Raw genomic sequence first — 25725 nt, 5'->3', positions numbered from 1 at the left:
GGGACCGGACCGCCTGCCGTGAAGGCGCCGCCGGCGGCCCGGCCCCGGACGTCTCGACGTGTGGGAGTGATGGGTGCATGGGTCCGACCAGCCGGTCGCTCGGTTACGCGGTGGCGGTGGCCGCCGTGGTGTGTGTGGTCCTCACGGTGTGGCTGTGGCCGCGGCTGGCCGGGCGCGGACTGCGGCCCGTACTGGGCCGGTTCGCCGCCATCGCCGTCACCCAGCTCGCGCTCGTCTGCGCGCTGGCGCTGGGCGTCAACTCCGCCTTCGAGTTCTACGGCTCGTGGGACGAGCTGCTGGGACGCAACGAGAAGGCGCCGGATCCGGTCATCCAGCACGGCGGCCGGGACGTGGTCGCCGGGGTGCGCGGCGGGCTGGTGCAGGCAGCCGGCCCGCAGGGGCTGGACCGGGTGACGGGGCTGCCCGCCGGCCCGCCGGAGAAGGTGGGCCGGGTGGAGTCCGTACGGGTCATGGGGCGCCGTACCCGGGTGGTGAATCCGGCCTTCGTCTACCTGCCGCCGCAGTACTTCCAACGCCAGTTCCAGCGGCAGCGGTTCCCCGTCGTCGTCGCCATCAGCGGCTACCCGGGCGGCATCATGAACCTCGCGCAGTACCTCCGGGTGCCGCAGACCGCGGGGCGGCTGATCGCCAGGGACGCGATGCCGCCGACCGTCGTCGTGATGATCCGGCCGACCGTCGCGCCGCCGCGGGACACCCAGTGCGTGGACGTGCCGGGCGGCCCGCAGGCCGAGACGTTCTTCACCAAGGACCTGCCGGACGCACTGAAATCGGCCTATCGCGTCGGCCACGACCCGAGCGCCTGGGGCGCCCTCGGCTACTCCTCCGGCGGCAGCTGCGCGCTCCAGCTCGCCATGCGCCACCCCGGCATCTACACCGCGGCCGTCGCGCTCTCCGCCGACTACCGGATCCGGGACGACCTGACCACCGGCAGCCTCTTCGGCTCCGGTCCGATGGCCGCCCAGCGGCAGCGCGGGCACGACCTGCTGTGGCGGCTGGACCGGCTGCCGGCGCCCCGGATCTCCGTACTGGTGGCCAGCAGCCGGCAGGGCGAGCCGGGGTACGCCGACACGATGCGGTTCGTGCGCGCGGCGAAGCCGCCGATGACCGTGGACTCCCTCATCCTGCCGCGGGGCAGTCACCACTTCACGACCTGGCGGCGCGAGATCACACCGGCGATGCGGTGGATGGGCTCCACGCTGACCTTCCCGCAGGACGTGGCGCCGCGGCCGCGGAAGAGCGGGCGGCCCTCGTCATGACCCTTGACAACGGCATTGGTCTGAACCATTTTTAGCGCAGACACGGTGGCCGCCGTCTCGTAGTGCAGTGACCCCCACGCCTTCCTGGTCCGCTTCTTTCGCACCGGAGACAGCCATGCCCCGTACCGCAGATGTCCGACCCGGCCGACACAGACGCCGGTTCACCACTCTCCTCGCCGCCGTCGCGGCCGCCGTGTGCGCGGCGGGCGGCACGCAAGCCGTCGCCGCTCCGCAGGCCGACGTCAACGTCGCCAAGAACGCCGGCTACGAGTCCGGGCTCTCCAACTGGACCTGCTCGAACGGCAGCGGCACGACCGTCACGAGCCCCGTGCACGGCGGCACGAGCGCGCTGAAGGCCACGCCCGCCGGCTCCGACAACGCCAAGTGCACACAGACGGTCGCGGTGAAGCCCGGCGCGACGTACCGGCTCAGCGCGTACGTCCAAGGCTCCTACGTCTACCTCGGCGCGTCGGGCACCGGCACCACCGACGTCTCGACGTGGACGACGGGCGGTTCGTCCTGGCAGCAGCTCCAGACCAGCTTCACCGCCGGACCCAACACCACGTCCGTCACCGTCTACACGCACGGCTGGTACGGGCAGGCCCCCTACTTCGCCGACGACATCAGCGTCTTCGGGCCCGACGGCGGAGGCGGCACCGACCCGGTGCCCGGCATACCGGCCACGCCCACCGGCCTCAGTGTCGGCACCGTGACCCAGTCCTCGGTCGCGCTCTCCTGGAACGCCGCCAAGGACGCCACCGGCTACACCGTCTACCGCGACGGCGCCAAGGCCCAGACCGTCAGCGGCACCTCCGCGACCGTCACCGGGCTGAGCCCGGCCACCGCGTACCGCTTCCAGGTCGCGGCGACCAACGCGACCGGTGAATCCGCCAAGTCGGCCGAGGTCACCGGCACCACGGCACCCGACGGCGGCTCCGGCGGCAACCCGGCGGTGCCCAAGCACGCCGTCACCGGCTACTGGCAGAACTTCAACAACGGCGCCGCGGTCCAGAAGATCAGCGATGTGCCGAGCCAGTACGACATCATCGCGGTGTCCTTCGCGGACGCCACGAGCACGCCCGGCGCGGTCACCTTCAACCTCGACACCGCGGGCCTGAACGGCTACACCGTCGACCAGTTCAAGGCCGACATCAAGGCCAAGCAGGCGGCCGGCAAGTCGGTCATCATCTCGGTGGGCGGCGAGAAGGGCACGGTCTCGGTCAACGACGCCGCCTCCGCGACGAACTTCGCCAACAGTGTGTACGCGCTGATGCAGCAGTACGGTTTCAACGGCGTCGACATCGACCTGGAGAACGGCCTCAACCCCACCTACATGTCGCAGGCCCTGCGCGCCCTGTCGCAGAAGGCCGGCAGCGGGCTCGTCATCACGATGGCGCCGCAGACCATCGACATGCAGTCCACGTCCGGCAGCTACTTCAAGACGGCGCTGAACATCAAGGACATCCTGACCGTCGTCAACATGCAGTACTACAACAGCGGTTCGATGCTCGGCTGTGACGGCAAGGTCTACAGCCAGGGCTCGGTGGACTTCCTGACCGCGCTGGCCTGCATCCAGCTCGAAGGCGGCCTGGACCCCTCGCAGGTCGGGATCGGCGTGCCGGCCTCCACCCGCGGCGCGGGCAGCGGCTATGTCGCCCCGAGCGTCGTCAACGCCGCACTGGACTGCCTCACCAAGGGCACCGGCTGCGGTACCTTCAAGCCCGCGAAGACCTACCCCACGCTGCGCGGCGCAATGACCTGGTCCACCAACTGGGACGCGACCAGCGGCAACGCCTGGTCCAACGCCGTCGGCCCGCACGTGCACGCACTGCCGTAACGGCGGCCCGCACGTCCTCACGTGCGCGGACGGGTCGCGGTTCACCTGACCGTGACCCAGACATCACCTCCCGTTCGCCCGCATGACACTCACCTCATACGAAAGATCGGCGAGCATTCATGCTCAGTTCGTTGTGTCGAGTGAATGTGGCGCCGTGAGGGGAACAAGAGTGCAAAGCCGACGTCCGGTCCGTACGGGACGCACGAGTCGATGGAGCACTCTGCTCGCCGGGGCCTGCGCGAGCACCCTGCTGCTCGCCGGGTGCGGGGCGCAGGCCACCGGTGGGGCGGACGGGAACGGCCGGGCCGCCGAGCCCGCGCCCGCGGGCGTCGACTGCGCCGGCGACGGCCGGCTGCGCGGCTCCGGCTCCACGGCGCAGCAGAGCGCGATGGAGCACTGGATCGACGAGTACCAACGGGCCTGCCCCAGTTCCCGCATCGCGTACAACCCGCTGGGCTCGGGTGCCGGCGTCGCGCAGTTCCAGCGGCGGGCGACCGCGTTCGGCGGCACCGACGGCGTGCTCAGCAAGCAGGAGATCGCCTGGTCGCGGGAGACCTGCCGGGGCGGCCGCGCCATCCACCTGCCGATGGTCGGCGGCCCCGTCGCCATCGGCTTCAACCTGCCGGGCGTGGACCATCTGGTGCTGGACGCCCCCACGCTCGCGAAGATCTTCGACTCCCGCATCACCACCTGGGACGCGCCGGCCATCCGGAAGCTGAACCCCGGTACGCAGCTGCCGTCGCTGCCCATCCGGCCGATGCACCGCTCGGACGACTCCGGCACCACCCAGAACTTCCAGGACTACCTGGCCGGTGCCGCGCCCGACGCCTGGCCGCACCCCGTCGCCAAGACCTGGCAGGGCAAGGGTGGCGGGGCCGGCAGCGGGTCCTCGCGCATCGCCTCGGAGGTGGCGTCCTCCCCCGGCACCATCGGCTACTTCGAGCTGTCCTTCGCCGCCTCGCGCAGCATCACCACGGTCAGTATCGACACGGGCGCCGGCGAGCCGGTGGCGCCCACCACGAAGACCGCCTCGGCCGGCATCGGCGCCGCTGACATCGTCGGCGAGGGCAACGACAAGACCCTCGCCTTCGACTACGACGCGCCGAAGCCCGGCGCGTACCCGGTCGTCCTGATGACCTACGAGGTGGTCTGCGACAAGGGCAACCAGGCCGGTTCGCTGCCGGTTCTGAAGTCGTTCCTGGGCTACACCGCCGGCGCCGAGGGCCAGAAGCACCTCGCCGCGCTCCACTACGCCCCGCTTCCGGACGCCGTCGCCAAGGAGGTCCGCCGGGCGGTACGCACCCTGTCCTGACTCGTCAGGCGCTTTTCCGCTCGTCCCGTGGGTGGCGCCACACGGGGTACGGGAGCCCGGCCAGGCGGTTGATGAGGAAGCCCTGGGCGGTGAGCACCAGCACCGCGAGCATGATGGTGGCCAGCTCGGCGGGGCTGCGGAGCAGTCCCAGGGCGACGATGAGGGTGGTGGCTCCGGCGGGCGGGTGGTCGGCGCGGAAGACCGGCATGAGGGTGCAGGTCAGGCCGAGCGCGATGACGGCGGCCAGGACCCGCCGCCAGTCGACGTGCATCAGGTCGGGGCCGGTGTCCAGCAGCCCGGTGACCGCCAGCCCGGACCAGCCCGCGAGGACGCCGATGAGGTGGCCGTACACGGTGTTGCGCGGCGAGGCCGTCGGCGCCTCGGGGGTGCGGAACAGCAGGAAGGCGGTCGGCCCGAGCGAAGGGAAGAGGAACGGCTGCCGGGTGACCAGCGCGATGACGGCCATCAGCAGCAGCGCGACGAAGGCGTTCACACCGCAGTACGCCGCGCGCAGCCACCGGGAGGGGTAGCGCCGCTCCAGCACGTCGAGGTGGAGCGCGTCGAGGTGCGGGCCCTCGGTACGTGCTGCCGCGCCGGACGGGCGCTTTCCGGGGCGGGTCACGATCCGGTGCGCTCCCATCCGCGGCGCGGCCGGGCTGTCCCGGCCCCCCGGGCCACGTCCCGCGAGCGGTAGACGAGGTACGGGCGGAAGAGGTACGCCACCGGCGCGGTGAACGCGTGCACCAGACGGGTGAACGGCAGCAGCGCGAAGAGCAGCAGGGCGACGGTGACGTGAATGTGGTACTCCGTGGGTGCCTCGGCCATCAGCGCGGTGTCGGGCAGAAAGGTGAACAGGCTGCGCAGCCAGGGCGAGCCGGTGGTGCGGTAGTCGTGGGTGGCACCGAAGGCGTTGATCAGTGTGGTGGCGAGACCGGTGCCCAGGGCCGTGACGAGGAAGACGTACATGGCCTTGTCGTTGCGGGTGGTGGCGAGGAAGACCGGGCCCGTGGTCCGGCGCCGCCGGATGAGCAGCACCAGGCCGCCGAAGGTGAGCACTCCGGCCACGACACCGAGGGCGAGGGCCAGCGCGTGGTAGGTGGCTTCGCTCACGCCGACAGCCGCCGTCCAGCTCTCGGGGATCAGCAGTCCGATGACGTGCCCGGCGACGACGAAGAACAGGCCGGTGTGGAAGACGGGGCTGCCGATCCGCAGCAGCCGGGACTCGTACAGCTCCGAGGAGCGGGTGGTCCAGCCGAACCGGTCGTAGGGGTCCAGGCTGCAGTCGCCGAGCCGCAGCAGCGCGTCGGCCGCTCCGCCCGCCGGCGCGGAACCGTCTGCGGCCACCTCGCTCATCGCATCCCCTCGGCGCCGGGTGGCACCACCCGGCCGGCAGACATCTACGGGCATACTGCTTCAACGACGCAATCGCCGCACAAGGTAGTCCGTAGAGCGCCCGCCCGCGCGCAGGCCACGCCGCGGGGATCCGCCACAAAGGGGGCCCGGCCCCGAGGAGTGTGCCGAGGGGTTCAGCAGCCGTTGCCGGTCGGGGTGAAACGCAGGTGCGCGTGCTCGTCCTTGCCGAGGGCCGTGTGGTACGCCGCCGGTGTGACCCGGTACCAGACGTGGTCCTTGCCGGCCCGGCCGTTGACGTCGTCGAGCTGTACGCACCACTTCTCGTGGCGGACCACCCGCCGGTAGGACTCGGTGCCCTGCCGGACCTTCCGGCAGTCCTGGTAGTGCTCGGTGGTGTACCAGGTCTTCTTCTTGCCGCGGCCGCTGCGCTTGGTGTGCTTGACCCGCTTGGTGGCGGGGTCGCACTTTTTCACCATGTGCGGCCGCTTGGCCTTGACCGTCTTCTTCTGCACGTGGCGGATGCCGGCCCGCAGCCCGGAGACGCCGTCCTGCTGCGGCCGGGCACCCCCGGCGCTGTGGCCGCCGGCCGTACCGTGGCCGCCGCTTCCCCCTTGACCGGCCCCCGTGCCGCAGGCGCCGAGCCCGGCCACCAGAAGCACCGTCACACCGGCACGTATCAGTCGCTGCTTGCTGAGCATGTCTCCCTCAAGATCTCTGCGGCAGCGCTCAGAGTATCCGGTCGCCGCAGGTCGGCCGTGGTGCGCGGAGCCGCTCTCAGGTTCGCCGTACATCTATTGAGCTATGCTGAAGAAATGTCCTCCGGCGAAGAGCTCGATCACGCGGCCGTTGAACTGCGCAACAGCCTGATGCGCATCGCGCGCCGCCTCCGGGCACAGCGTCCGCCCGGTGAACTGACGCTCGGCGCGATGGCCGTACTGGGCCGGCTGGAGCGTGACGGGCCGGCCACCGCGAGCGAGCTGGCCGCGGCGGAGCGGGTCACCCCGCAGTCGATGGCGCGCCCGGTGGCCAGGCTCGTGGACATGGAGCTGGTCGAGCGGCGCCCCGACCCGGCCGACGGGCGGCAGACCCTGCTGCACCCCACCGAACAGGGCCTGGAGTTCGTCCGGGCCGACCGGGAGCGCCGGGACGTCTGGCTGGCCCGCGCGATGGCGACACACCTCAACGACGTCGAACGCGACCTGCTCCGGCTCACCACCCGCCTGCTGGACCGGCTGGCCACCGCCCCCGACGAGGCCGGCCCCGCGCCCTCGGACGGGACTTCGCCCCCCGTAGCCCCCACGCCCACGCGCCCGTAGAAGGACCGCTCCGGTGCCCCCCTCTTGTGAGAACTCCCCCGCGCCCCGTACGCCGGGCGAAGAGATAGCCAGCACTGCTGAAGACCAGCCTGCCCGGGACGGCGACAGCGCCGCACCCGAGGTGCGGCCGCAGCTGCCGCAGCGCATGGTCGGCCCCATCGCCTTCGGCACGATCCTCCAGCCGCTGAACTCCTCGATGATCGCCGTGGCGCTGGTCGGCATCCAGGCGCACTTCGGCGCCGGTCCCGCCACCGCGTGGCTGGTCTCCGGGCTCTACCTCGCCACCGCCGTGGCCGCCCCCGCCGCGGGCCGGCTGGCCGACACCCTCGGGCCGCGCAAGGTGTCCCTCGCCGGGCTCGCGCTGGTCGCGCTCGCCTCGATCGCCGCGCCCTTCGCGCCGTCCGTCGGCGTACTGGTGGCCTGCCGCGTCGTCATCGGCATCGGCACCGCGGCGCAGTACCCGTGCGGGCTCGCGATGGTCCGCCGCGCCGCCGACCGGATGCGGGCCGATTCGCACAACGCGCTGGCGGCGCTGACGGTCTGCTCCCAGGTCATGGTCGCGCTCGGCCCGACACTGGGCGGCGTGCTGGTGGGCGGCTTCGGCTGGTCCGGCATCTTCTGGGCCAACGTGCCGCTCACGGCGATCGGCGCCACCGCCATCCTGCTGTGGGCCCCCGCCGACCCGAAACGCGAGTCGAGCGCGCTGCGGCGGACCCTGGCCGAGCTGGACCTGCCCGGCATGCTGCTCTTCGTGGCCGCCATGGGCCTGCTCATGTACTGGCTGCTGTCCCTCGCGCAGACACCGCTCTGGTGGGCGCTGGGCGGTGCGGTGGCCGCCGGACTGTGCACCGTGTGGCGCTCGCTGCGGGCGCCGGTGCCGTTCCTGGACCTGCGGCTGCTCTCGAACCGCGACCTGTCCTTCACCTACGTACGGACGATCGCCACCTACACCGCGTACTACGGCATCTTCTACGGCCTTCCGCAGTGGCTGGAGGAGTCCCGGGACCTGGGCGCCTCCGGGGCCGGCCTGGTCATGCTGCCGCTGGCGCTGATGGGCATCGTCTCCACGCTCACCGCCACGCGGGTGCAGAAGCGGCGCGGGCCCGGCCCGCTGCTGCTCATCGGTTCGGCGGTGCTCGCGGTGGGCGGGCTGCTGCTGACGCTGCCCACGCACGCCTCCCCGGTCTGGCTGCTGGTCCTGCTGTGCCTGGTGCTCGGCATCCCCAACGGCTACAACTCGATGGCCAACCAGAACGCCGTGTACGAGGCCGCGCCCGCCGCCCAGGCCGGTGCCGCGGGCGGGCTGTACCGCACGGCGCAGTACGTCGGCGCCAACCTGGCCGCCGCGATGCTCGCCCTGCTGATCGGCACCCACTCCACCGACGGCGGCCTGCACCACACCGGGCTGGCCATCGCCGCGATCAGCGGCTGCCTCGCCGTCGCCGCGCTGGGGCGCCTGCGGCGCGGCCGGGCGCGGGGCCTCAGTGCAGCGGCAGGCGCATGATCGTCAGGTCCAGCCAGCGACCGAACTTGGTGCCGACCTCGCGCACCGTGCCGACGGTCTCGAAGCCGAAGCGCTCGTGGAGACGGATCGAGGCGGTGTTGCCGGCCTCGATGTCGGCGATCATGACGTGGTAACCGGCCTGTCGCGCTTCGTCGATGAGAACGGTCAGCAGCTCGGTCCCGATGCCCAGGCCGTGCCGGTCCCCGCGGACGTAGACGGAGTTCTCCGCCGAGTGCCGGAAGCCCTCCAGAGGCCGCCAGGGGCAGTAGACCCCGAATCCCACGACCTCGCCCGCGTACTCTGCGACGAACGCGGCGTCCGTCTCCAGGTACGCGGCGAACCAGGCGGCGCCCTCGGCGGGCGTCTGGAGCGTCTCGGTCCACAGCGCGGTCGACGTCGCGACGGCGTCGTTGCGGATGGCGAGCACGGCCGCCAGGTCGTCGGGCCGGGCCGCGCGGACCCGTACCGCGTCCGGCGCCGCTCCCGCCTCCGCTACGGCCACTCCGTTCTCATATATTGGATCCATGTCCAATATGGTAGATCCCCTGGTGGCGCGCATCGGAGCGCGGGTCCGTGACGAGCGGGAGCGGCGCCGGTGGACCCTGGCCCAGCTTGCCGAGGCCTCGGGCGTCTCACGGGCGATGATCAACCGGATCGAGCGCGGCGAGAGCAGCCCGACGGCCGTCGTCCTCGGCAAGCTGTCCGGCGCCTTCCGGATCAGCGTGTCCGCGCTGATGGCCCTGGCCGAGGGCACGGCGGAGCACCCGGCGGACGGGCCGGACGACAGCGCCGGGGCGAGCACCGGCGCCATGGCCGAGTGGCGCGACCCGGCGACCGGGTACAGCCGGCGCCAGATCTCCGGGCCGCGGTTCCCGGCGGACATCGCGGAGGTCCGGCTGCCCGCCGGCGCGCGCATCCCGTACCCGGCCGAGACCTTCGCCTTCGTACGGCAGATCGTCTGGGTGCTGGACGGCCGGCTGACCTTCCACGAGGGCGACGCGGTGCACGCGCTGGAAGCCGGGCAGCGGCTCGAACTCGGCGCTCCGGCCGCCTGCGCCTTCGTCAACGACAGCGCGGAGGAGTGCCGGTACGCGGTGATCCGCGTACGGTCCGAGGCGCCCTGAGGCGACGCCGTTCCGCGCCCGCTCAGCGGGCGGCGGGCGGCACGGTCTCCGCGGCCGCTTCCGCCCGAGCGGCCCCGCCGTCGTCCTCCCGGCCCTCCTCCGGCGTCGCGTCCCGCTGCTCCCGGCGCTTGCCGCCCGCGGAGAGGAGCACGCTGGTCAGGACCCCCGCGAGCAGGCCCCAGAAGGCCGAGCCGATGCCCAGCAGGGTCACTCCGGAAGCGGTGGCGAGGAAGGTGACCACGGCCGCTTCCCGTGCGCCGGGGTCGGAGACGGCGGTGGTCAGCGAGCTGGTCACGGTGCCGAGCAGGCCGATGCCGGCGATGCCGAGCACCAGCGCGTGCGGCATCGCGGCGAGCAGGGACGCCACCGTGGCGCCGAGGAGGCCGACGCAGAGGTAGAAGATGCCGGCCCAGACACCGGCGACATAGCGCCTTCGGCGGTCGGGGTGGGCCTCCTCGCTCGTGCAGATGGCGGCGGTGATCGCCGCGAGATTGAGGCCGTACGCGCCGAACGGTGCCAGCAGGAAGTTCGCGGTGCCGGTCCACGTCATGAGCGGCGACACCGGTACGTCGTAGCCCGCGCCCCGGAGGACCGCGACGCCGGGCAGGTTCTGCGAGGCCATGGTCACCACGAACAGCGGGACGCCGACGCTGACCAGGACCTTCCAGTCGAACTCCGGGGCCACGAACACGGGCGTGGCGACGGAGAGCCGTACCCGGTCGGTGTGCCAGCCGCCGGTGAACACCGTGGCGACGACGCCCGCCGCGAGGGCGAGCAGTACGGCGTAGCGCGGCAGCAGCCGGCGGCCCAGCAGGTACGCCAGGAACATCGGGAAGGCCACGGCGAAGCTCGTGTGCATGGTGGTGAAGAGGCCGGTGCCGAACTGGAAGAGGACTCCGGCCAGGAGCGCGGCGGCCAGCGGTACGGGGATGCGGTTCATGGCGCGCGCGAACCAGCCGGTCACCCCGCTGACGAGGATGAGCAGCGCGGAGAAGAGGAACGCGCCGACGGCCTGCGCCATGGAGACTCCGCTGAGGCCGGTGGTCAGCAGGGCGGCGCCCGGCGTCGACCAGGCGGTCACCACGGGCGCCCGGTAGCGCACGGACAGGCCGATGCAGGTGCAGGCCAGACCCACACCGAGGGCGAGCATCCAGGAGGAGATCTCGCGGGAGTCGGCGCCGGCCGCCTTGGCCGCGGTGAAGACGAGGGCGGCCGAACTGGTGACGCCCACCAGCACGGCGATCAGTCCGGCGACGACCGCGGAGGGCGGGGCGGCGGCGCGTATTCGAGCCATCAGGGACATGGTTTCCAGGGTTCTGTTTACGGAACGTTCTGTTTACGGAACAGTAGAGAGTAGGCTGGTCGGCCGTCAACGACCTCCCGACGAGGGCGAGCGAGCACGAAGAGGAGCGGACGCGCACGGTATGGGCCTGAACGATGAGGTGGGGCGCCGGCTACGGGAGCTCCGGCAGCAGCAGCGGCTGTCCCTGTCCGAACTTGCCCGCCGCTCCGGCGTCGGCAAGGGCACGCTCTCGGAGCTGGAGGCCGGGCAGCGCAACCCCACGCTGGAGACCCTGTACGCGCTGACCACCGCACTCAACAGTCCGCTGAGCGCCGTCCTCGGCGACCCTCCGCGGCACGCCTTCGAGGCGCGGACCGAGGGCGTCTCGGGCAGTGCGGTCACCGCGGTGCTCGTCGAACGCTTCGAGGAGCCCCCGGCCGTCACCGACATCTTCCGCATCCGGATCGCCGCCGGCAGCGTCCAGGAGTCGGCGGCGCACATCGCGGACACCTCGGAGAGCCTGATGGTGCTGACCGGTACGGCCGTGGTGGGCGATCCGGCGGAACCGCAGACGGCGGGCCCGGGCGAGTACGCGCACTGGCGCGCCGACACCCCGCACCTCTACAGCGCCCCGGACGGCGACGTGCACGGCATCCTCTTCGTCCGCTACCCGCGGGCGACACCGCCCCGCTGACGCCACTCCCCCCGCATCACGCACCCCCTGGACCTCCTTCAGTAAGGAGGGTTGCCCAAAGCTCGCCCCGGGGTTACGTTGCTGCGCGGATATTCAGTAAGGAGTCCTTACCAAAGAAGAGTCCTGTCAAAGGAGCCCGACCGTGACCGACGACGTGAGCACCGCGCCCTCCGGCGAGCGGGACCGAGAACTGCCCGGCCTGCCCCACTGGGAGACGGTCCCCGACGACCTCCCCGCGGCGATCCGCCGCCTCAAGCCGGCCCTGCGCGCCCGCATCGAGGCCTCCGGCCGCGGCGTCGAGGAGGTCTTCGCCGCCGTGGAGCACCGGGTCGCCGCCCGGGTGGCCGAGATCAAGGCCGCGAAGGAGCGCGGTGAACAGGTGTGGCCGGTCATCGAGTACGCCGACATCGCGAACGGCACCGTGTCCGCCGACCGGCTCGCCCGGCTCAAGGAGCGCGGCTGCCTGGTCGTACGGGGTCACTTCGACCGCGACCAGGCCCTGGCCTGGGACGCCGGCATCGTCGACTACGTCGAGCGGAACGAGTTCTTCGCGCACTACACCGGCCCCGGTGACGATTTCTTCGGCAGTGTCGGCTCCAAGCCCGAGATCTACCCGATCTACTGGTCGCAGGCGCAGATGGAGGCCCGGCAGAGCGACCGCATGGCCCGCGTGCAGACCTTCCTCAACTCCCTCTGGAAGCACGAGTCCGAGGGCGTGCGGTGGTTCGAGCCGGACCGCGACGCGCTGTACCCCGACCGCATCCGGCGCCGTCCGCCGGGCACCGACTCCGCCGGGCTCGGTACCCACTGCGATCCCGGGACCCTCGACCTGTGGATGACCCGGGCGTACCAGCAGGCCTTCCGCCACCTCTTCGACGGCAGCGTCGAGGAGTACGACCCGTGGGACGCCGCGCACCGTACCGCCGGTCCGCAGTACCCCGGCTCCACGATGTGTTCGGCGTTCCGTACGTTCCAGGGCTGGACCGCCCTGTCGGACATGGACCACGATCAGGGCGTGCTGCACACCGTCCCGATCCCGGAGGCGATGGCGTACCTGATGCTGCGTCCGCTGCTGCCGGACGTGCCGGCGGACGACATGTGCGGGGTCACCACCAACCAGGTGTTCCCCGCGACGGAGAAGTGGCACCCGTTGCTGATGGAGGCCCTCACCGGCATCCCGGACGTCCGGGCCGGCGACTCCGTGTGGTGGCACTGCGACATGATCCACAGCGTCGCCCCGGTCACCGCCCAGCAGGGCTGGGGCAACGTCATGTACATCCCCGCCGCCCCGTGGTGCCCCCGCAACGAGCGGTACGCGGCCGAGGTCCGGCAGGCCTTCCGCACCGGCTCCAGCCCCGCCGACTTCCCCGAGGAACACTACGAACGCACCTGGCACGGCCGCTTCACCCCGGACCGGCTCAACGCGACGGGCCGCCGCGGACTGGCGCTCGACAGTGCTGCTCACTGACGGCGCGAGCCGCATCGCGCTGCGGCCCCTGCGCTACCAGTTCCCGGGGGACTCCGGCGACACCTTCGACGACAACTGGCTCGTCGTGGCAGCCGAGGTGACGACACCCGAAGGCGCGTGGTCCTTCACCGATCCGTGCCTGCTGACGGACGAGGCCCGGGAGCTGTCCGGCTGGCTGCGTGCGGTGGCCGCAGGCCGGGTCGCGGACACGGACCTGGTGCCGGACCCGGACGGCGACCTCGAACCGGGACTGGCCTTCCTCGAACCGGACCTCGCCTTCAGCCAGGTCCGGTGGCGGGACGGCAAGGGCCTCCTGCGGGTCCACCTGTCACTGACGGCCGTGCCGCCGTGGCGGCGGGACGACGAGGACCTGGAGGTGTACCGGTACGGGATCGAGGTCGCGACGGACCGGGCGGCGGTGCTCCGCGCGGCGGAGGAGTGGGAGCGGCTGCTCCTCCCCTTTCCCAAGCGGTAGGAGCGCCGCTCCGTGCAGTCGTGGGCCGCGGTCAGCTGTTCGCCCGGGACCAGAGGTCGGTGCGGGCGCGGTGGATCGCTTGCGTGAGGGCGCCCTGGAGGGAGGCGTGTTCGGCGAGGGTGCCGGTGCGGACGTGCGGGGGCAGGGGGGCGAGGTCGGTGACGGTGTCGCGGACCGGTTCGAGGAGCGCGGGGTGGCCGCCGATGGGGCCGCCGAGGAGGACCAGCTCGGGGTCGACGACCGCGCAGACGGCGGCGACGGCCTCGCCGATGGTGCGGCCCTCGCGGGCCACCACTGCCTGCGCCGCCGCGTCGCCCCCGGCCGCCCGGTCCAGGATCGTGCGGGCCGCCTCGACGGCCGCCGCACCACCGAGCCCCGGCTCCCCGACGGTGGCGAAGCCCTCGGCGACCGCGCGGGCGAAGCCGTGGCGATCACCGGCACGATCGGGGCTGCCGCCGAGGTAGCCGATCTCGCCGGCCATGCCGCGCGCCCCGCGCACCAGCTCGTCCCCGATCACCAGCCCCATGCCCATCCCGGCGCCGATGTGGACGTACGCACAACTGGCGGCCTCCCGTGCCGCACCGTGCCAACGCTCCGCCAGGGCCGCGAGGTTGATGTCGTTCTCGACCAGCAGCGGCGCGTCGGTGACGCCGGCCAGCGCCGACCGGGGCCGGAACAGGCCCGCGGGATGCGGCGTTTCCGGCAGTGCGACCACCGCGGAGGTCTCCGGGTCGACCGGGTTCGCGAGGGAGAGCCCCACCGCGAGCAGCGGGCCGCGGGCGTCGCCACCGTGGGCCAGCGCCTCGCGCACCATCGTGCGCAGCTGCTCGGCCGCGTCCTCGGGCCGGCCCGATCCGGCCGGTGGCGCCGCGGTCTCGTGGAAGGGCGTGCCGAAGAGGTCGGCGGCGGTCAGCCGTACCTCGGTGGAGTTCAGCGCGACGGCGAGGACGAAGCCGGCGTCGGCGGCCACCTTGTAGTACGTACCGACCCGGCCCTGCCGGCCCGTCTGGGCGCCGGCCGGCAGCAGCAGGCCCGCGCCCTCCAGGCGGCGCACCGCCTCGGAGACGGTCGGCTTGGAGATGCCGGTCGTCTGAGCGATCTCGGCGCGTGTGATGGGCGCCCGCTCGAACACCGTGTCCAGGACGATCCGGTCGGTGAGTTCGCGCAGCAGCGTCATGCTCGGCAGTGCGGCGCGGCCGAGCCCGCCGAACCCTCTGCGGTATGTCATGCCACCCTCGTCCGCCGCGCGTCGATGCTGCCGCCGCTCAGCCTATCGGCAGCGCGTCGCCGAGGGCGTGCGCCTGACCTGGGGCGGCCCCGCGGTCCCCGGCGCCCCAAGGGCCCGCCGCCCCACCGCCGGGCCGTGTGACAGCTGCGGTTACCGTGGCGGCATGGAACTCATAGGTGAGATAGCCGCCGACCGCCCCCTGCTCGTCCTCGCCCTCAAGGAAGAGGCGCAGTTCCTCGGGGCCGATCACCCGGTTCTGCTCACCGGCATGGGGAAGGTCAACGCGGCGACCGCGCTCGCCACCGTACTGGCGCGCGGCACCCACCCCTCGGGCATCGTCAACCTCGGCACCGCGGGCGCGCTCCGCCCCGGCCTGCGCGGCACCCATGTCATCAGCTCCGTGATCCAACACGACCTGGACAGCGAGCTGCTGGCCACGCTGACCGGCGAGGTCACCGGTGCGCCGCTGGACCTGGCCGACCTCGGCGGACCCGTGCTGGCCACCGGGGACTCCTTCATCGCCGACGACGCGGCCCGCGACCGGCTGGCGGCCCGGGCCGCGCTGGTGGACATGGAGGGGTACGCGCTGGCGCACGTCGCGCAGGAGGCGGGCGTGCCGGTACGGCTCGTCAAGCACGTCAGCGACGAGGCGGGGGACGGCGCCGACCGCACCTGGCAGGAGACGCTGACGGCCTGCGCCCGCGAGCTGGCGGCCTGGGTCACGGCGAACGTGCCCGTACAGGCCTGAGGCACCCGCGGACTTCCGTGGCACCACGGCGGCCGGCCGTCGCCCGAGACTGCGGGCTTCACCTGCGAGCTTCGTCTGCGGGCGTCGACCGCAGCCTCGCCTGCGGCTTCGACTGTGACGAAGGCTACACCCGAAAACGGATGGTGGCTCCGTTTCGTGGTGTTCGGAACAGCGGAACGTCCGCCCGTCCGCGGCGTTCGCACCGCTTTCCGACCGAGGAGAACCACGTGACATCCAGCGACACCACCGCCCGTGCGGCGCAGGTACTCTCCCGCCCCTTCTCCCTGGGCGGGCTCACCGTGCCCAACCGCATCGCCATGGCGCCGATGACCCGTGAGTTCTCCCCCGGCGGCGTGCCCGGCGCCGATGTCGCGGACTACTACGCACGCCGGGCCGCCGGCGGCGTCGGCCTGATCATCACCGAGGGCACGTACGTCGACCACCCGGCCGCCGGTACCAGCGGCAAGGTCCCCCGCTTCCACGGCGACGACGCGCTCGACGGCTGGCAGCGCGTCGTGGCGGAGGTGCACGCGGCGGGCGGCACGATCATGCCGCAGCTGTGGCACGTGGGCATGGCCAGGGAAGCTGGCGCGCCGCCCTTCCCGGACGCCCCGCCGTCCGGCCCCTCGGGTCTCGCCATCGACGGCACGCCGGCCGGGCACGCCATGACGCTGCAGGACCTGGACGACGTCATCGCGGCGTTCGCCAAGGCCGCCGCCGAGGCCGAGCGCATCGGCTTCGACGGGATCGAGCTGCACGGCGCGCACGGTTACCTCATCGACCAGTTCCTGTGGGCGCAGACCAACCAGCGCACCGACGCCTACGGCGGCGACGCGGTGGCGCGCACCCGCTTCGCGGCCGAGATCGTCGCGGCCTGCCGGGCGGCCGTCTCGGCGGACTTCCCGATCCTCTTCCGGATGTCGCAGTGGAAGATGAACAACTACCAGGCGCGGCTCGCCGAGACCCCGGAGGAGCTGGACGCCGTCCTCGCGCCGCTCACCGCGGCCGGCGTGAGCTCCTTCCACGCCTCGACGCGCCGCTACTGGCTGCCGGAGTTCGAGGACTCCGACCTCAACCTCGCGGGCTGGGTGAAGAAGCTCTCCGGCCTGCCGACGGTCAGCGTCGGATCCGTCGGCCTCGACAACGAGTTCATCCAGGCGTTCCAGGGCAAGCAGGCCGGTGTCGCCGGCATCGAGCGGCTGCTGGACCGCATGGAGCGCGACGAGTTCGACCTCATCGCCGTCGGCCGGGCGCTGCTCGGCGACCCGGAGTGGGCCGCCAAGATCTTCGAGGGCCGCACCGGCGAACTCGTCCCGTTCGACGCTTCGATGCTGCACACGCTCAGCTGACGTCCCGTCCGCCTGCCGGATCACCGCCTCACGAGCGGCGATCCGGCGGGCGCCGGCAGGGACGCCAACAGGTGGCGGCGGGCCTGGTGGCCCTCGGCGGTGGGCCACAGCGGATAGACGTGGATCTGGCCCGCCGCCTCGGCGTAGTCCACCTCGACGCCCTCGGCCGTCGCCAGGTCGCGGAAGCGGCGGGCGTCGGCGGTGAGGATGTCGCGGGTACCGGCGAAGACCGTCGTACGAGGCAGCCCGGCCCGGCTCCCCCGTAGCGGGCTCACCCAGGGGTGCGCGAGGCCCAGTTCGCCGGCCCAGAGCGAGCCGCAGTAGCGCAGCGCCTCCACGCCCAGCATCGGGTCGTGCGGTTGCAGGTCCGCGATGCCCGGGGAGTCCATCACGACGTCCAGCCAGGGTGAGATCAGCACCAGCTCGTCCGGCAGGGTGCCGCCGGTGTCCCGCAGCCGCTGCGCCAGCGTCACGGCCAGCCCGCCGCCGGCCGAGTCGCCCATGAAGACGGTGGGCAGCGAGCCGTCGGCGGTGAGCCGGCCCGCCAGTGCGGTCAGGTCGGGGACGACGGCCGAGGCGGTACCGCGCGGCGCCAGCGGGTGGACCGCGACGGTCACCCGGGCCGCCCCTTCGGTCACCAACTGCTCGATCAGGTGCCAGTGATTGTCGCCGATCTCCTCGATGTAGGCGCCGCCGTGCAGGTACAGAACCTGTACGCGTGCGGCGCCGTCCCGCGGGGCGACGTCGTAGCAAGGCCAGCCGTACCGGAAATGGGCGGTCACCCGGCAGTGCCGGTCCAGCCGCCTGGGCGGCCCGAAGGCGGCGGGCCGTCGCTGCTGCTTCTCGACCTTCCGCCGGACCTCGTCCAGGTCGCGGTACCCCATCTTGTGCCCCAACGCCGACGCGACGAGCAGCAGGGCCCGGCTGCTCAAGCTGGGCACGGCGCCCACCTCCCTCTCCACGCTTTCCTCGCAGTTCATTGCACGTCCCTGTGCACACACGCGTTCCACGCGATGCGGATCGGAAACGGACCGGCACGGGTCGCGGCGACCGGCCCTTCCCGCGCGCGATAGCGTCGGGCTCGGACAGAAGGGCTGGTGGTGGGTGTGACGACGCTTTCCGTGACAGGGCATATGGATCTCACCGAGGCGAGCGCCGGGCCGGTGCGGGAGGGGCTGCGCGCGCTGCTCCTGCGGCACGGCGGGGACGGGCTGGTCGGGGTGTCCTGTATCGCGGAGGGGGCGGACTCGCTCTTCGCCGATGAGGTGCTGAGGGCCGGCGGGCGGCTCGTCGTCGTGCTGCCCTCCCGTGACTACCGGCAGGCCGCGGTGTCCCCCGCCCACGCCCCGGATTTCGACCGGCTGCTGGCGGCGGCCGGTGAGGTGTGCGTGATGCCGTACGAGACGGCGGGCCGCGCCGCGTACGAGGCGGCGAACGCGGCCGTACTGGACCGGGCGGACCGGCTGGTGGCCGTGTGGAACGGCGAGCCGCCCGCCGGCAAGGGCGGCGGGACCGCCGATGTGGTGCAGGAGGCCCGGGCCCGCGGGATCGCGGTGGACGTCGTCTGGCCGGCCGGCGCGGCGCGCAAGGGCTGAGGCCCGCGGCGTCCGGTCGCGGCCGGGGTCACGCCTCCGGGGCGGGCGGCCGGTAGTCGGCGGCCAGGCCCATCCTGGCCATCAATTCCTGCATCAGCAGCTCGAACATCGGCTCCTGACCGCCCGGTACGAGGGGCGCGAAGTGGTCGAACACCTCCAGTGCCACCTGGCCGTAGATCGACCGCCAGCAGGAGAGCATCACCACCAGGGCGCCCAGCGGCATGTCGACGCCGGTGGCGGCGCGGTAGGCCGCCATCTGCCGCCGCAGCTCCGGGGCGAGTTCGCCGTCGGCGAGGATCGGGTAGGGGCGGGCGGCCCAGAACTGCATGAACACCTGCCCCCACACACCGGCGAGTTCCCGTACCCACTCGCTGGTCAGGTCGCCGTGCGCGTCGCCTGCGGCCGTCGTCGGCGTGCCGAACAGCAGGCTGAATTCCTGGCGGTGGGCAAGGGACCACCGCCGGAACACCCGGGACGGGGCGATCATCCGGGCCGCGTAGTCGGTCTGTTCCTCGGCGTCCACCGCGGCCCGCAGTTCACGCGTCAGCTCGGTGACGATGTCGCGGGCTGTGTGCCGGACGATGTCGGCCAGGTCGTCGAAGTGCCGGTACAGCGCGGCGGGGGTGACGCCGACGCGGCGGGCGATCTCGGCGAGCGAGAGGGCCTCCACCCCGTCCTTGGTGATGATCTCGCGTGCGACGGCCCGTACGTCCTCGGACATCTGCGCGCGAAGTCGGTCGCGTCGGGTGGGGGTGCGCAACGGGCCGTGCCTTCCTCTGCCTCGGGTCTCCTCGAAGGGCGTCTCGGGGTCGACGATATGCGGTCGCGCGCGGGCGGGGTGGGCGCGGGATCGCCATCCGCCCCACCCCAAGGGCTAGTACCGGTGGAATTCCGTCACGTCGCCGCGGGGACGCCGTCGAGGTCGCCGTCGTCGGCCGCGGGATCATCGGCCACGACGTCCGGCACTTCGGCCAGATCCCGCACCTTCACCTCGTGGAACGGCGGGTTCTTGCGCGAGGGATGCACCTGGATCACCTCGACCGGGAGCGTGTCCCCCTCGGCGAGCAGCCGGGAATTCATCCGCGTACGCAATTCCGGCGTCATACGGGAGCAGTGCAGGAATGCGGCGAGCGGAAGGTTCGGCCAGTCCTGGAGCGTCATCAGGATGTAGCCGCCGCCCCCGCCGGGCTGTTCGGGAACGACCCGGGTCACGGTTCCGGTCTGCCGGTCGCCGTGGCGCGGGTAGGTGTCGGCGGCGGGCCGGCCGGCGGCCGGTGCGGGCTGTCGCGAGAGCGCGAGGTGAATGCGCTGGCGGTCGGCGTCGACGCCGGTGACCACCGCTTCGACTTCCATGCCCAGTTGGAGATCGGCGGCGCGGGTCTGGGCACCGGGCAGCAGCCCGTTCACGCCGTGCGCGACCGCGATATAGGCACCGGCCGGTTTGATGTCCACCACGCGCCCGACGAACACATTTCCCTTCGGATAGGAATTCTGCAGATCCGGCCAGGGATTGCGCTGGTTCACCCGCTGGGAGAAGCGCGGCCGGCCGTCCGCCTCGGTGACGAATGTGCCGGAGACCTCGCGCCCGACCGGATACCGCTTCGCCATGTCCAGGGGTACGTCCCGCAGATAGTCGACGTCCTGCTTGTGCATTTCGGCGATCCGGCCGGTGCGGGCGCCCTTGACGATGACGTGGTCACGGTCCGCGATGAGCACTTCGGCACGGTCCTGTTCGGCGTGCCCCTCCAGCGGCTTGAGGGTCATCTCCGTGCCGACCGGCTCCGCCAGCGCCTGCCGGATGTGCGCCTTGAGGTCCTGCATCATCCGCGGAATTCCGGTGCCGTCGAACGAGTACTGAATGGGCCGCAGCAGCCCCGTCACGTCCGTGGGCACGTCCCGCTCGATGTCCTGGGCGAGGACGATCATCCGCTTGTGCAGGCACATCGCCCAGCCGAATTCCAGTGCCACGTCGGCCGAGCGGGTCGAGAAGTCGATGACGACGACGCCCGCCTGCTGGATTCCCCGCCAGGCCGACTCCAGCACGCCCTGGCTCGTACCGAAGATGCTGTCCGCACGGCACGGGGTGAGATCGAGATCGCGGACCGCCGCGGCGTAGGCGTTGTCGTACAGGTCGTCGTAGTCCCGTTCCGGGCCGCCGGCGGCCGACTTGCGGCCGTAAGGCATCGCGAAGAACACGATGTTGTCGTCGGGGCGGTCCGTTCTCTCGATCTTGATTTTGTCCACCGTGCGTCCCCCTTGGCGCAGTAACCGTGAACAACAAAGTAATGCTGCTTTACCTTCACGGGAATACTCGCGCCTGACGTCTTTTCAGGGGCGCACGGTGGACACGGTGATCGTCAGTTCTCCCCGGCGGCGGACTCGTCCGCGTGCGTGTCCTCCGGGAGCGTCACCAGCCAGTGGGTTGCCTGCCGGGGGCGGAGGTAGCAGGCCCAGTACAGGGTGGCGACGGCCATGATGCCGCCGGTCCACAGCAGGTACTGCGTCTCCTGCTGCGTGAGGATGTAGACCAGGACCACGATCAGCAGCAGCGGCACCGCCGGCCACAGCGGCATCCGCCACGCGGCCGTCTTCTTGTGCGCGCCGCGCCGGGACGCCAGCGCCGCGATCGCGACGAGCAGGTACATGCCCGTGACGGAGACGCCGGTGACGCCGTAGAGGGTGTCGAGGTCGACGAAGCAGAGCACGGCGCCGGGGATGCCGACGACCAGGGTCGCGACCCACGGGGAACCGAAGCGGCCGAGCTTGGACAGCGCGTTGTTGACCGGCTGGGGCCAGGCCTTGTCACGGGCCGAGGCGAACAGCACCCGGGAGTTCTGGATGACCATGACAATCCCGGCGTTGATGATGGCCAGGGCGACACAGAGGCTGACGAAGGTGCCGACGGCCGAGTTGCTCCACGCGATGACCATGGTGCTGATGTCGCCGGAGGTCAGTGCCTGGAGGCTCGGGGCGCCGAGGGTGATGGCGATGACCGGTACGAGGATGACGGCGGCGGAGATCGCCAGCGTGGCCAGCACGGTACGGGCGACGTTGCGGCGCGGTTCCTCCAGCTCCTCGGAGAGGTAGACCGCGGTGGAGAAGCCCTGGGTGACGAAGAGGGCGATGGCCAGCCCGGAGACGACGAGCAGGCCGGTGACCGGGCCGGGGACGCCGCCGGGGCCTGCGACCGCGCCGTGCAGGAGCGCGGAGCCGCCGCGCTCGGTGTGCGCGAAGCCGAGTACGGCGACGACTCCCGCGGCGATGACCTCCAGGACCAGGAAGATGCCGGTGATCCAGGCGTTGGCGCGCAGGTCCAGCAGGCCGGCGAGGGTGGCCAGGAGCATCACGGCGGCACCGGCGACGGGTGCGGGGACGTGCACCACGGGGGCGAGGTAGTCGGCGGTGCCCATGGCGATCACCGGTGGCACGATCATCACGACCAGCAGCGACAGGACGAACACCAGCCAGCCCGCCAGCCGCCCGGTCAGCGTCGAGACCATGGCGTACTCGCCGCCGGCGCTCGGGATCAGGGTGCCCAGCTCCGAGTAGCAGAAGGCCACCGCGATGCAGAGCACGGAGCCGATCGCGATGGTCAGGGCCGTGGCGGTGCCCAGGTCGGCGAAGAGGTCCGGCACCACGACGAAGAGCGTGGAGGCGGGCGTGACGCAGGACAGCGTCAGCAGGGTGCCACCGACGACGCCGATCGAGCGCTTGAGGGTACGCGCGCCGTCGGGGGCGGGACCGTCGGCGGGGTGCGCGTCGACGCCGGGAGCGTCGGGGGCGGCGGTGGCGTCCGCGGGTGGCTGGCTGAGGGTGTCGGTCATGGAGCGGTTCCGATCGACTGGTGCGGCAAGGTGCTGTGCGGGAGCGGTATCGCCTCCGTGGACGGCTGTGTCGTGCTTCGCTGTGCTCCCGGCGCACATGGAAGCCCGACTGGATCCGGAGCGTCAAGGCTTGATTGCCTACGGAATTCGTCGCCAATCGCTTCTATGGATACGCTTTCCACACATCGCGACAGCGGCTGACGCTTGAGTCGTCCGCACCGGAACCGCGCGGGAGCCTTTGAATGGTTGGTTGAATCGACAAAAACTCCTGGGATACACAGGAGATAGCCGCTCCTCACCAGCCCTGTCTCGCGCACCGGCGCAGCACTACGGGAACCGCAGAGCGGCCGCCTCGATCATTTTCCCTGGTCAGGGACGTTCCCCACGCATGGCCATGACCGCGCCGTCCGGACGGCGCGGTCATGGTGGGGGCGTGCGTCAGGAGATGTCGCTCAGCTTGGAGCGGACCTCCTTCATGATCTTGGCGGGGAGGGTGGCATAGCCCTGGAAGGAGAGCTCCCGCTGGCCCTCCAGGCCGGCGGTGTAGGTGAGGAACGCCTTGGTGGCCGGCCACGTCGCCGCCTTGTTGCCCTTGTCGCAGACGATCTCGTACGTGACCATCGCGATCGGGTAGGCGCCGGCGGCCTTGGTCGTGTGGTCGAGACGGAGGACCAGGTCACCCTGGGCCCCCTTGGTCCGCGCACCGGCGAGCGCCTTGGAGGCGTTGACGACGGTGGCTTCGACCGGCGCGGCGGCCCCGGTGTCGATCGCCGCGGTGGGGAGGGACCGCTGGATCGCGTAGGCGAGCTCGACGTACCCGATGGCGCCGCGGGTCTGCTCGACCTCGTCGGCCAGCTCCGACGACCCCCCGGCGGCGGTGCCGCCCTCGGCCGGCCACCGCTGGCCCGGCGGGTGGGGCCAGGCACTCGGCGCCGCGGCATGCAGATAGGCGGTGAAGTTGTCGGTCGTGCCGGACTCCCCGGAGCGGTGCACCGTCTTGATGGCGGTGGCGGGCAGGTCTGCCTTCGGGTTCAGCCGGGCGATCGCCGAGTCGTTCCACTTCGTGATCCGCCCGTCGAAGATCCGGGCGAGAGTGCCGGCGTCCAGGACGAGCTTGTCGACGCCCGGCAGGTTGTACCCGACCGCGATGGGGCCGCCGAGCATCGGCAGGTGGACGGCGCGGCCGTCCTTGCACACCTTCTTCGAGCTGGCCACCTGTGCGGGCCGCAGCGCGGCGTCCGAGCCCGCGAAGGCGGTGCGGCCCTTCAGGAAGTCCGTCTGCCCGGCGCCCGAGCCGGTGTCCTCGTAGTCGATCCGTGTTCCCCGGCACGCCTTCTGGTAGCTCTTGGTCCAGGACCGCATCGCGTTGTGCTGCGCGGTCGAGCCGGAGGCCTTCACCGTCGCCTTCTTGCCGCACCTCACCCCGCCCCCGGGCGACGCGGTACGGGAGCCGGAGGCGGTCGCCTTCCCGGACGCGGAGGACCCGCCGGACTCCGGCGGGTCGTCCGAGCCGCAGGAGGTGAGGGCGAGTACGCCCGAAAGCGCCACCACTCCGGCGGCCAGGGGGCGCAGGCCCCGGTGTCGCTGTGCGGTCACGGTCGACCACTCCTCAGGGTTTCGGCACGGGGGCACGCACGGGATCTCTGTACCCCGGCGCGACGCCGGCGCCCGACGGGTGGCGAAGGCTTCACCCGCACGCCATGCTCCCTGAAGAGGCCGTGCCCGGATCTTGACATTCGCGGGGGCCGGAAGCAGCATTTCCGGTATAAGTGAACAACAGTTCACTATACGAACACGTGATCGCTCGGGGTGGCCTTCTTCCCTTGGCCCTCCCCCGCTTCCGCCTCCCGTCCGCGACAAAGGATCATTGACCCCATGGCCACCACGCGTGAACTGTTCATCGGCGGCAAGGACGTGCCCGCCGCCTCCGGACGCACCGCCGAGGACATCAGCCCCTTCACCGGCGAGGTGTACGCCACCGTCGCCGCCGGCGGGCCCGAGGACATCACGCGGGCCGTGGACGCCGCGGACGCCGCCTTCCCCGAGTGGGCCGCGCTCGCCCCGTTCGCCCGCCGCGCCATCTTCCTCAAGGCCGCCGACCTGCTCGACGCCAAGGGGGAGCAGGCCGCGGAGCTGATGGCGCTGGAGGTCGGCGGGACGGCTCCCTGGGCGCACTTCAACGTCGCGCTCGCGGCCAACGTGCTGCGCGAGGCCGCCGCCGCGATCACCGCGCCGCGCGGTGAGGTGCTCAGTTCCCAGGACACCGGCGCGCTGGGCATGGCGATCCGCGAACCGCTCGGCGTCGTCGCGGCGTTCGCGCCCTGGAACGCACCGTTGATCCTCGGCGTGCGCGCCGTCGCCGCGCCGCTCGCCGCCGGCAACACCGTCGTGGTGAAGCCCAGCGAGGACGCGCCACTGGCCTGCGGGCTGTTCGTCGCCGACGTGCTGCGCGAGGCGGGGCTCCCGGACGGCGTGCTGAACGTGGTCACCAACGCGCCCGAGGACGCCGCCGAGGTCGCCGAGGCGCTGATCGCCGACGCGCGCGTACGGGCCGTCAACTTCACCGGCTCGACCGGCGTCGGCCGCATCATCGGCACCCAGGCGGCGCGCCACCTCAAGCCCGCCGTGCTGGAGCTGGGCGGCAAGAACGCCATCCTCGTGCTGGACGACGCGGACGTGGACTACGCGGTCGACGCGGTCACGTTTGGCGTCTTCATGAACGCGGGGCAGATCTGCATGTCCGGCGACCGGATCCTGGTGCACGAGAGCCTGGCCGAGGAGTTCACCCGCAAGTTCACGGCGAAGGTCGCCGAGCTGCCGACGGGCGACCCGCGCGACCCGCGCACGGTCGTCGGGCCGCTGGTCCGCGCCACCGCTGCGCAGCGGGTCGCGGCGCTGGTGAAGGACGCGGTGGACAAGGGCGCGACCGTGCTGACGGGTGGCGGCGCGCCGGACGGCGCGGTGCACCCGGCGACCGTGCTGACCGGCGTCACCAAGGACATGGACCTCTACTACGGCGAGGCGTTCGGGCCGGTCTGCGTGGTCGAGACGTTCGCCGACGACGCGACCGCCATCGACCTCGCCAACGACACCGATAATGGCCTGACCTGCGGTGTGATCACCGAGAACGCGACCCACGGGCTGGCCGTCGCGCGCCGCATCCGTACCGGCATCGTGCATGTCAACGACCAGTCCGTCGGCGACGAGCCGCAGGCGCCGTTCGGCGGCGTCAAGGACTCCGGGTACGGCCGGTTCGGCGGCCGCTGGGGCATCGAGGCGTTCTCCAGCACCCGCTGGGTCACGGTGGCGACCCAGCAGGCGCACTATCCGTTCTGAGCG

The 25725-nt window shown here is 72.0% G+C and carries 24 protein-coding genes; 13 read left to right on the top strand and 11 right to left on the bottom strand.

From position 1 onward, the window contains the following. The first annotated feature begins 77 nt into the window (after positions 1 to 77). From ABZ840_RS22565 to pstS (ABZ840_RS22555), 3 genes are all read left to right on the top strand, one after another. A complete protein-coding gene (locus ABZ840_RS22565) occupies positions 78 to 1277 on the top strand; it encodes an alpha/beta hydrolase-fold protein (protein ID WP_361561879.1) in 1200 nt (399 codons plus the stop codon). 115 nt (positions 1278 to 1392) lie between these two features. Then, positions 1393 to 3114 (top strand): glycoside hydrolase family 18 protein, encoded by a 1722-nt coding sequence (locus ABZ840_RS22560; protein ID WP_361561878.1) that lies wholly within the window; start codon positions 1393 to 1395, stop codon positions 3112 to 3114. Between the two features lie 169 nt (positions 3115 to 3283). After that, a complete protein-coding gene (pstS, locus tag ABZ840_RS22555; RefSeq protein ID WP_361561877.1) occupies positions 3284 to 4426 on the top strand; it encodes a phosphate ABC transporter substrate-binding protein PstS in 1143 nt (380 codons plus the stop codon). A gap of 4 nt (positions 4427 to 4430) precedes the next feature. On the opposite strand, the gene ABZ840_RS22550 is transcribed toward pstS (ABZ840_RS22555), so the two are convergent. From ABZ840_RS22550 to ABZ840_RS22540, 3 genes are all read right to left on the bottom strand, one after another. After that, the gene (locus tag ABZ840_RS22550) at positions 4431 to 5048 is read right to left on the bottom strand and encodes an HPP family protein (RefSeq protein ID WP_361561876.1); all 618 of its coding nucleotides are present in this window, start codon (positions 5046 to 5048) and stop codon (positions 4431 to 4433) included. Continuing rightward, positions 5045 to 5779 carry a respiratory nitrate reductase subunit gamma gene (gene narI, locus ABZ840_RS22545; protein WP_361561875.1) on the bottom strand — a complete coding sequence of 245 codons (735 nt, stop codon included), beginning with the start codon at positions 5777 to 5779 and terminating at the stop codon, positions 5045 to 5047. Before narI ends, ABZ840_RS22550 begins: the two co-directional genes overlap by 4 nt. A gap of 173 nt (positions 5780 to 5952) precedes the next feature. Next, positions 5953 to 6477: a hypothetical protein gene (locus ABZ840_RS22540; RefSeq protein WP_361561874.1), complete on the bottom strand. Its 525-nt coding sequence runs from the start codon at positions 6475 to 6477 to the stop codon at positions 5953 to 5955. Between the two features lie 114 nt (positions 6478 to 6591). Here ABZ840_RS22540 and ABZ840_RS22535 point away from each other — a divergent pair, with 114 nt between their 5' ends. Both ABZ840_RS22535 and ABZ840_RS22530 read left to right on the top strand, forming a co-directional pair. Continuing rightward, positions 6592 to 7095 carry a MarR family transcriptional regulator gene (locus ABZ840_RS22535; RefSeq protein WP_361561873.1) on the top strand — a complete coding sequence of 168 codons (504 nt, stop codon included), beginning with the start codon at positions 6592 to 6594 and terminating at the stop codon, positions 7093 to 7095. Positions 7096 to 7108: 13 nt separating this feature from the next. Continuing rightward, positions 7109 to 8599 (top strand): MFS transporter, encoded by a 1491-nt coding sequence (locus ABZ840_RS22530; protein ID WP_361561872.1) that lies wholly within the window; start codon positions 7109 to 7111, stop codon positions 8597 to 8599. Here ABZ840_RS22530 and ABZ840_RS22525 read toward each other — a convergent pair. Then, a complete protein-coding gene (locus ABZ840_RS22525; protein WP_361561871.1) occupies positions 8577 to 9125 on the bottom strand; it encodes an N-acetyltransferase family protein in 549 nt (182 codons plus the stop codon). The genes ABZ840_RS22530 and ABZ840_RS22525 overlap by 23 nt on opposite strands. Between ABZ840_RS22525 and ABZ840_RS22520 the strand changes: the two genes are divergently transcribed. Further along, on the top strand, positions 9124 to 9723 hold the full coding sequence (locus ABZ840_RS22520) for an XRE family transcriptional regulator (protein WP_361561870.1): 600 nt from the start codon (positions 9124 to 9126) through the stop codon (positions 9721 to 9723). The two genes, ABZ840_RS22525 and ABZ840_RS22520, sit on opposite strands and share 2 nt — an antisense overlap. A 22-nt stretch (positions 9724 to 9745) precedes the next feature. On the opposite strand, the gene ABZ840_RS22515 is transcribed toward ABZ840_RS22520, so the two are convergent. After that, a complete protein-coding gene (locus tag ABZ840_RS22515) occupies positions 9746 to 11026 on the bottom strand; it encodes a benzoate/H(+) symporter BenE family transporter (RefSeq protein WP_361561869.1) in 1281 nt (426 codons plus the stop codon). Between the two features lie 121 nt (positions 11027 to 11147). Here ABZ840_RS22515 and ABZ840_RS22510 point away from each other — a divergent pair, with 121 nt between their 5' ends. The 3 genes from ABZ840_RS22510 (at position 11148) to ABZ840_RS22500 (ending at position 13642) form a co-directional block, all read left to right on the top strand. Further along, on the top strand, positions 11148 to 11699 hold the full coding sequence (locus ABZ840_RS22510) for an XRE family transcriptional regulator (protein WP_361561868.1): 552 nt from the start codon (positions 11148 to 11150) through the stop codon (positions 11697 to 11699). A gap of 142 nt (positions 11700 to 11841) precedes the next feature. Beyond that, positions 11842 to 13167 (top strand): DUF1479 domain-containing protein, encoded by a 1326-nt coding sequence (locus tag ABZ840_RS22505; RefSeq protein WP_361561867.1) that lies wholly within the window; start codon positions 11842 to 11844, stop codon positions 13165 to 13167. Further along, positions 13154 to 13642: a hypothetical protein gene (locus ABZ840_RS22500; RefSeq protein ID WP_361561866.1), complete on the top strand. Its 489-nt coding sequence runs from the start codon at positions 13154 to 13156 to the stop codon at positions 13640 to 13642. The genes ABZ840_RS22505 and ABZ840_RS22500 overlap by 14 nt, the downstream gene beginning before the upstream one ends. Before the next feature lie 31 nt (positions 13643 to 13673). Here the strand turns inward: ABZ840_RS22500 and ABZ840_RS22495 are convergent, their stop codons facing one another. Continuing rightward, positions 13674 to 14870, bottom strand: a complete 1197-nt coding sequence (locus ABZ840_RS22495; protein ID WP_361561865.1) for an ROK family transcriptional regulator — start codon at positions 14868 to 14870, stop codon at positions 13674 to 13676. Between the two features lie 163 nt (positions 14871 to 15033). Between ABZ840_RS22495 and ABZ840_RS22490 the strand changes: the two genes are divergently transcribed. Both ABZ840_RS22490 and ABZ840_RS22485 read left to right on the top strand, forming a co-directional pair. Further along, positions 15034 to 15618, top strand: coding sequence for a nucleosidase (locus tag ABZ840_RS22490; RefSeq protein ID WP_361561864.1), 585 nt, complete (start codon positions 15034 to 15036; stop codon positions 15616 to 15618). Positions 15619 to 15845: 227 nt separating this feature from the next. Then, positions 15846 to 16967, top strand: a complete 1122-nt coding sequence (locus tag ABZ840_RS22485) for an NADH:flavin oxidoreductase (RefSeq protein ID WP_361561863.1) — start codon at positions 15846 to 15848, stop codon at positions 16965 to 16967. Positions 16968 to 16987: 20 nt separating this feature from the next. Here ABZ840_RS22485 and ABZ840_RS22480 read toward each other — a convergent pair whose 3' ends face one another. Continuing rightward, entirely contained in the window at positions 16988 to 17908 is a 921-nt protein-coding gene (locus ABZ840_RS22480) for an alpha/beta hydrolase fold domain-containing protein (RefSeq protein WP_361561862.1), read from the bottom strand. 165 nt (positions 17909 to 18073) lie between these two features. On the opposite strand from ABZ840_RS22480, the gene ABZ840_RS22475 reads away from it, so the two are divergent. Further along, on the top strand, positions 18074 to 18562 hold the full coding sequence (locus ABZ840_RS22475; RefSeq protein WP_361561861.1) for a hypothetical protein: 489 nt from the start codon (positions 18074 to 18076) through the stop codon (positions 18560 to 18562). A 28-nt stretch (positions 18563 to 18590) separates the two neighbouring features. On the opposite strand, the gene ABZ840_RS22470 is transcribed toward ABZ840_RS22475, so the two are convergent. The 4 genes from ABZ840_RS22470 to pstS (ABZ840_RS22455) form a co-directional block, all read right to left on the bottom strand. Beyond that, positions 18591 to 19322 (bottom strand): TetR/AcrR family transcriptional regulator, encoded by a 732-nt coding sequence (locus tag ABZ840_RS22470; protein ID WP_361561860.1) that lies wholly within the window; start codon positions 19320 to 19322, stop codon positions 18591 to 18593. Between the two features lie 134 nt (positions 19323 to 19456). Then, positions 19457 to 20806: a S1 RNA-binding domain-containing protein gene (locus ABZ840_RS22465; RefSeq protein WP_361561859.1), complete on the bottom strand. Its 1350-nt coding sequence runs from the start codon at positions 20804 to 20806 to the stop codon at positions 19457 to 19459. A gap of 113 nt (positions 20807 to 20919) precedes the next feature. Continuing rightward, positions 20920 to 22386, bottom strand: coding sequence for an APC family permease (locus ABZ840_RS22460; RefSeq protein ID WP_361561858.1), 1467 nt, complete (start codon positions 22384 to 22386; stop codon positions 20920 to 20922). A gap of 438 nt (positions 22387 to 22824) precedes the next feature. Further along, positions 22825 to 23982: a phosphate ABC transporter substrate-binding protein PstS gene (gene pstS, locus ABZ840_RS22455; RefSeq protein WP_361561857.1), complete on the bottom strand. Its 1158-nt coding sequence runs from the start codon at positions 23980 to 23982 to the stop codon at positions 22825 to 22827. Between the two features lie 279 nt (positions 23983 to 24261). On the opposite strand from pstS (ABZ840_RS22455), the gene ABZ840_RS22450 reads away from it, so the two are divergent. After that, entirely contained in the window at positions 24262 to 25722 is a 1461-nt protein-coding gene (locus tag ABZ840_RS22450) for an aldehyde dehydrogenase family protein (RefSeq protein WP_361561856.1), read from the top strand. Positions 25723 to 25725 lie beyond the last annotated feature (3 nt).

The organism is Streptomyces sp. NPDC047117, assembly GCF_040643545.1.
Classification (GTDB): domain Bacteria; phylum Actinomycetota; class Actinomycetes; order Streptomycetales; family Streptomycetaceae; genus Streptomyces.
The sequence above is the reverse complement of the archived record's forward strand: the minus strand, read 5'-3'. Positions and strand labels throughout refer to the sequence as shown.

What these genes read in the sequence shown, in the direction of transcription:
- ABZ840_RS22510 (WP_361561868.1), top strand. Translation starts at nt 11,148, where the DNA reads ATGGGCCTGAACGATGAGGTGGGGCGCCGGCTACGGGAGCTCCGGCAG.
- ABZ840_RS22525 (WP_361561871.1), bottom strand. Translation starts at nt 9,125, where the DNA reads ATGGATCCAATATATGAGAACGGAGTGGCCGTAGCGGAGGCGGGAGCG.
- narI (WP_361561875.1), bottom strand. Translation starts at nt 5,779, where the DNA reads ATGAGCGAGGTGGCCGCAGACGGTTCCGCGCCGGCGGGCGGAGCGGCC.
- ABZ840_RS22495 (WP_361561865.1), bottom strand. Translation starts at nt 14,870, where the DNA reads ATGACATACCGCAGAGGGTTCGGCGGGCTCGGCCGCGCCGCACTGCCG.
- ABZ840_RS22515 (WP_361561869.1), bottom strand. Translation starts at nt 11,026, where the DNA reads ATGTCCCTGATGGCTCGAATACGCGCCGCCGCCCCGCCCTCCGCGGTC.
- ABZ840_RS22460 (WP_361561858.1), bottom strand. Translation starts at nt 22,386, where the DNA reads ATGACCGACACCCTCAGCCAGCCACCCGCGGACGCCACCGCCGCCCCC.
- ABZ840_RS22450 (WP_361561856.1), top strand. Translation starts at nt 24,262, where the DNA reads ATGGCCACCACGCGTGAACTGTTCATCGGCGGCAAGGACGTGCCCGCC.
- ABZ840_RS22535 (WP_361561873.1), top strand. Translation starts at nt 6,592, where the DNA reads ATGTCCTCCGGCGAAGAGCTCGATCACGCGGCCGTTGAACTGCGCAAC.
- ABZ840_RS22560 (WP_361561878.1), top strand. Translation starts at nt 1,393, where the DNA reads ATGCCCCGTACCGCAGATGTCCGACCCGGCCGACACAGACGCCGGTTC.
- ABZ840_RS22490 (WP_361561864.1), top strand. Translation starts at nt 15,034, where the DNA reads ATGGAACTCATAGGTGAGATAGCCGCCGACCGCCCCCTGCTCGTCCTC.
- ABZ840_RS22520 (WP_361561870.1), top strand. Translation starts at nt 9,124, where the DNA reads ATGTCCAATATGGTAGATCCCCTGGTGGCGCGCATCGGAGCGCGGGTC.
- ABZ840_RS22540 (WP_361561874.1), bottom strand. Translation starts at nt 6,477, where the DNA reads ATGCTCAGCAAGCAGCGACTGATACGTGCCGGTGTGACGGTGCTTCTG.
- ABZ840_RS22565 (WP_361561879.1), top strand. Translation starts at nt 78, where the DNA reads ATGGGTCCGACCAGCCGGTCGCTCGGTTACGCGGTGGCGGTGGCCGCC.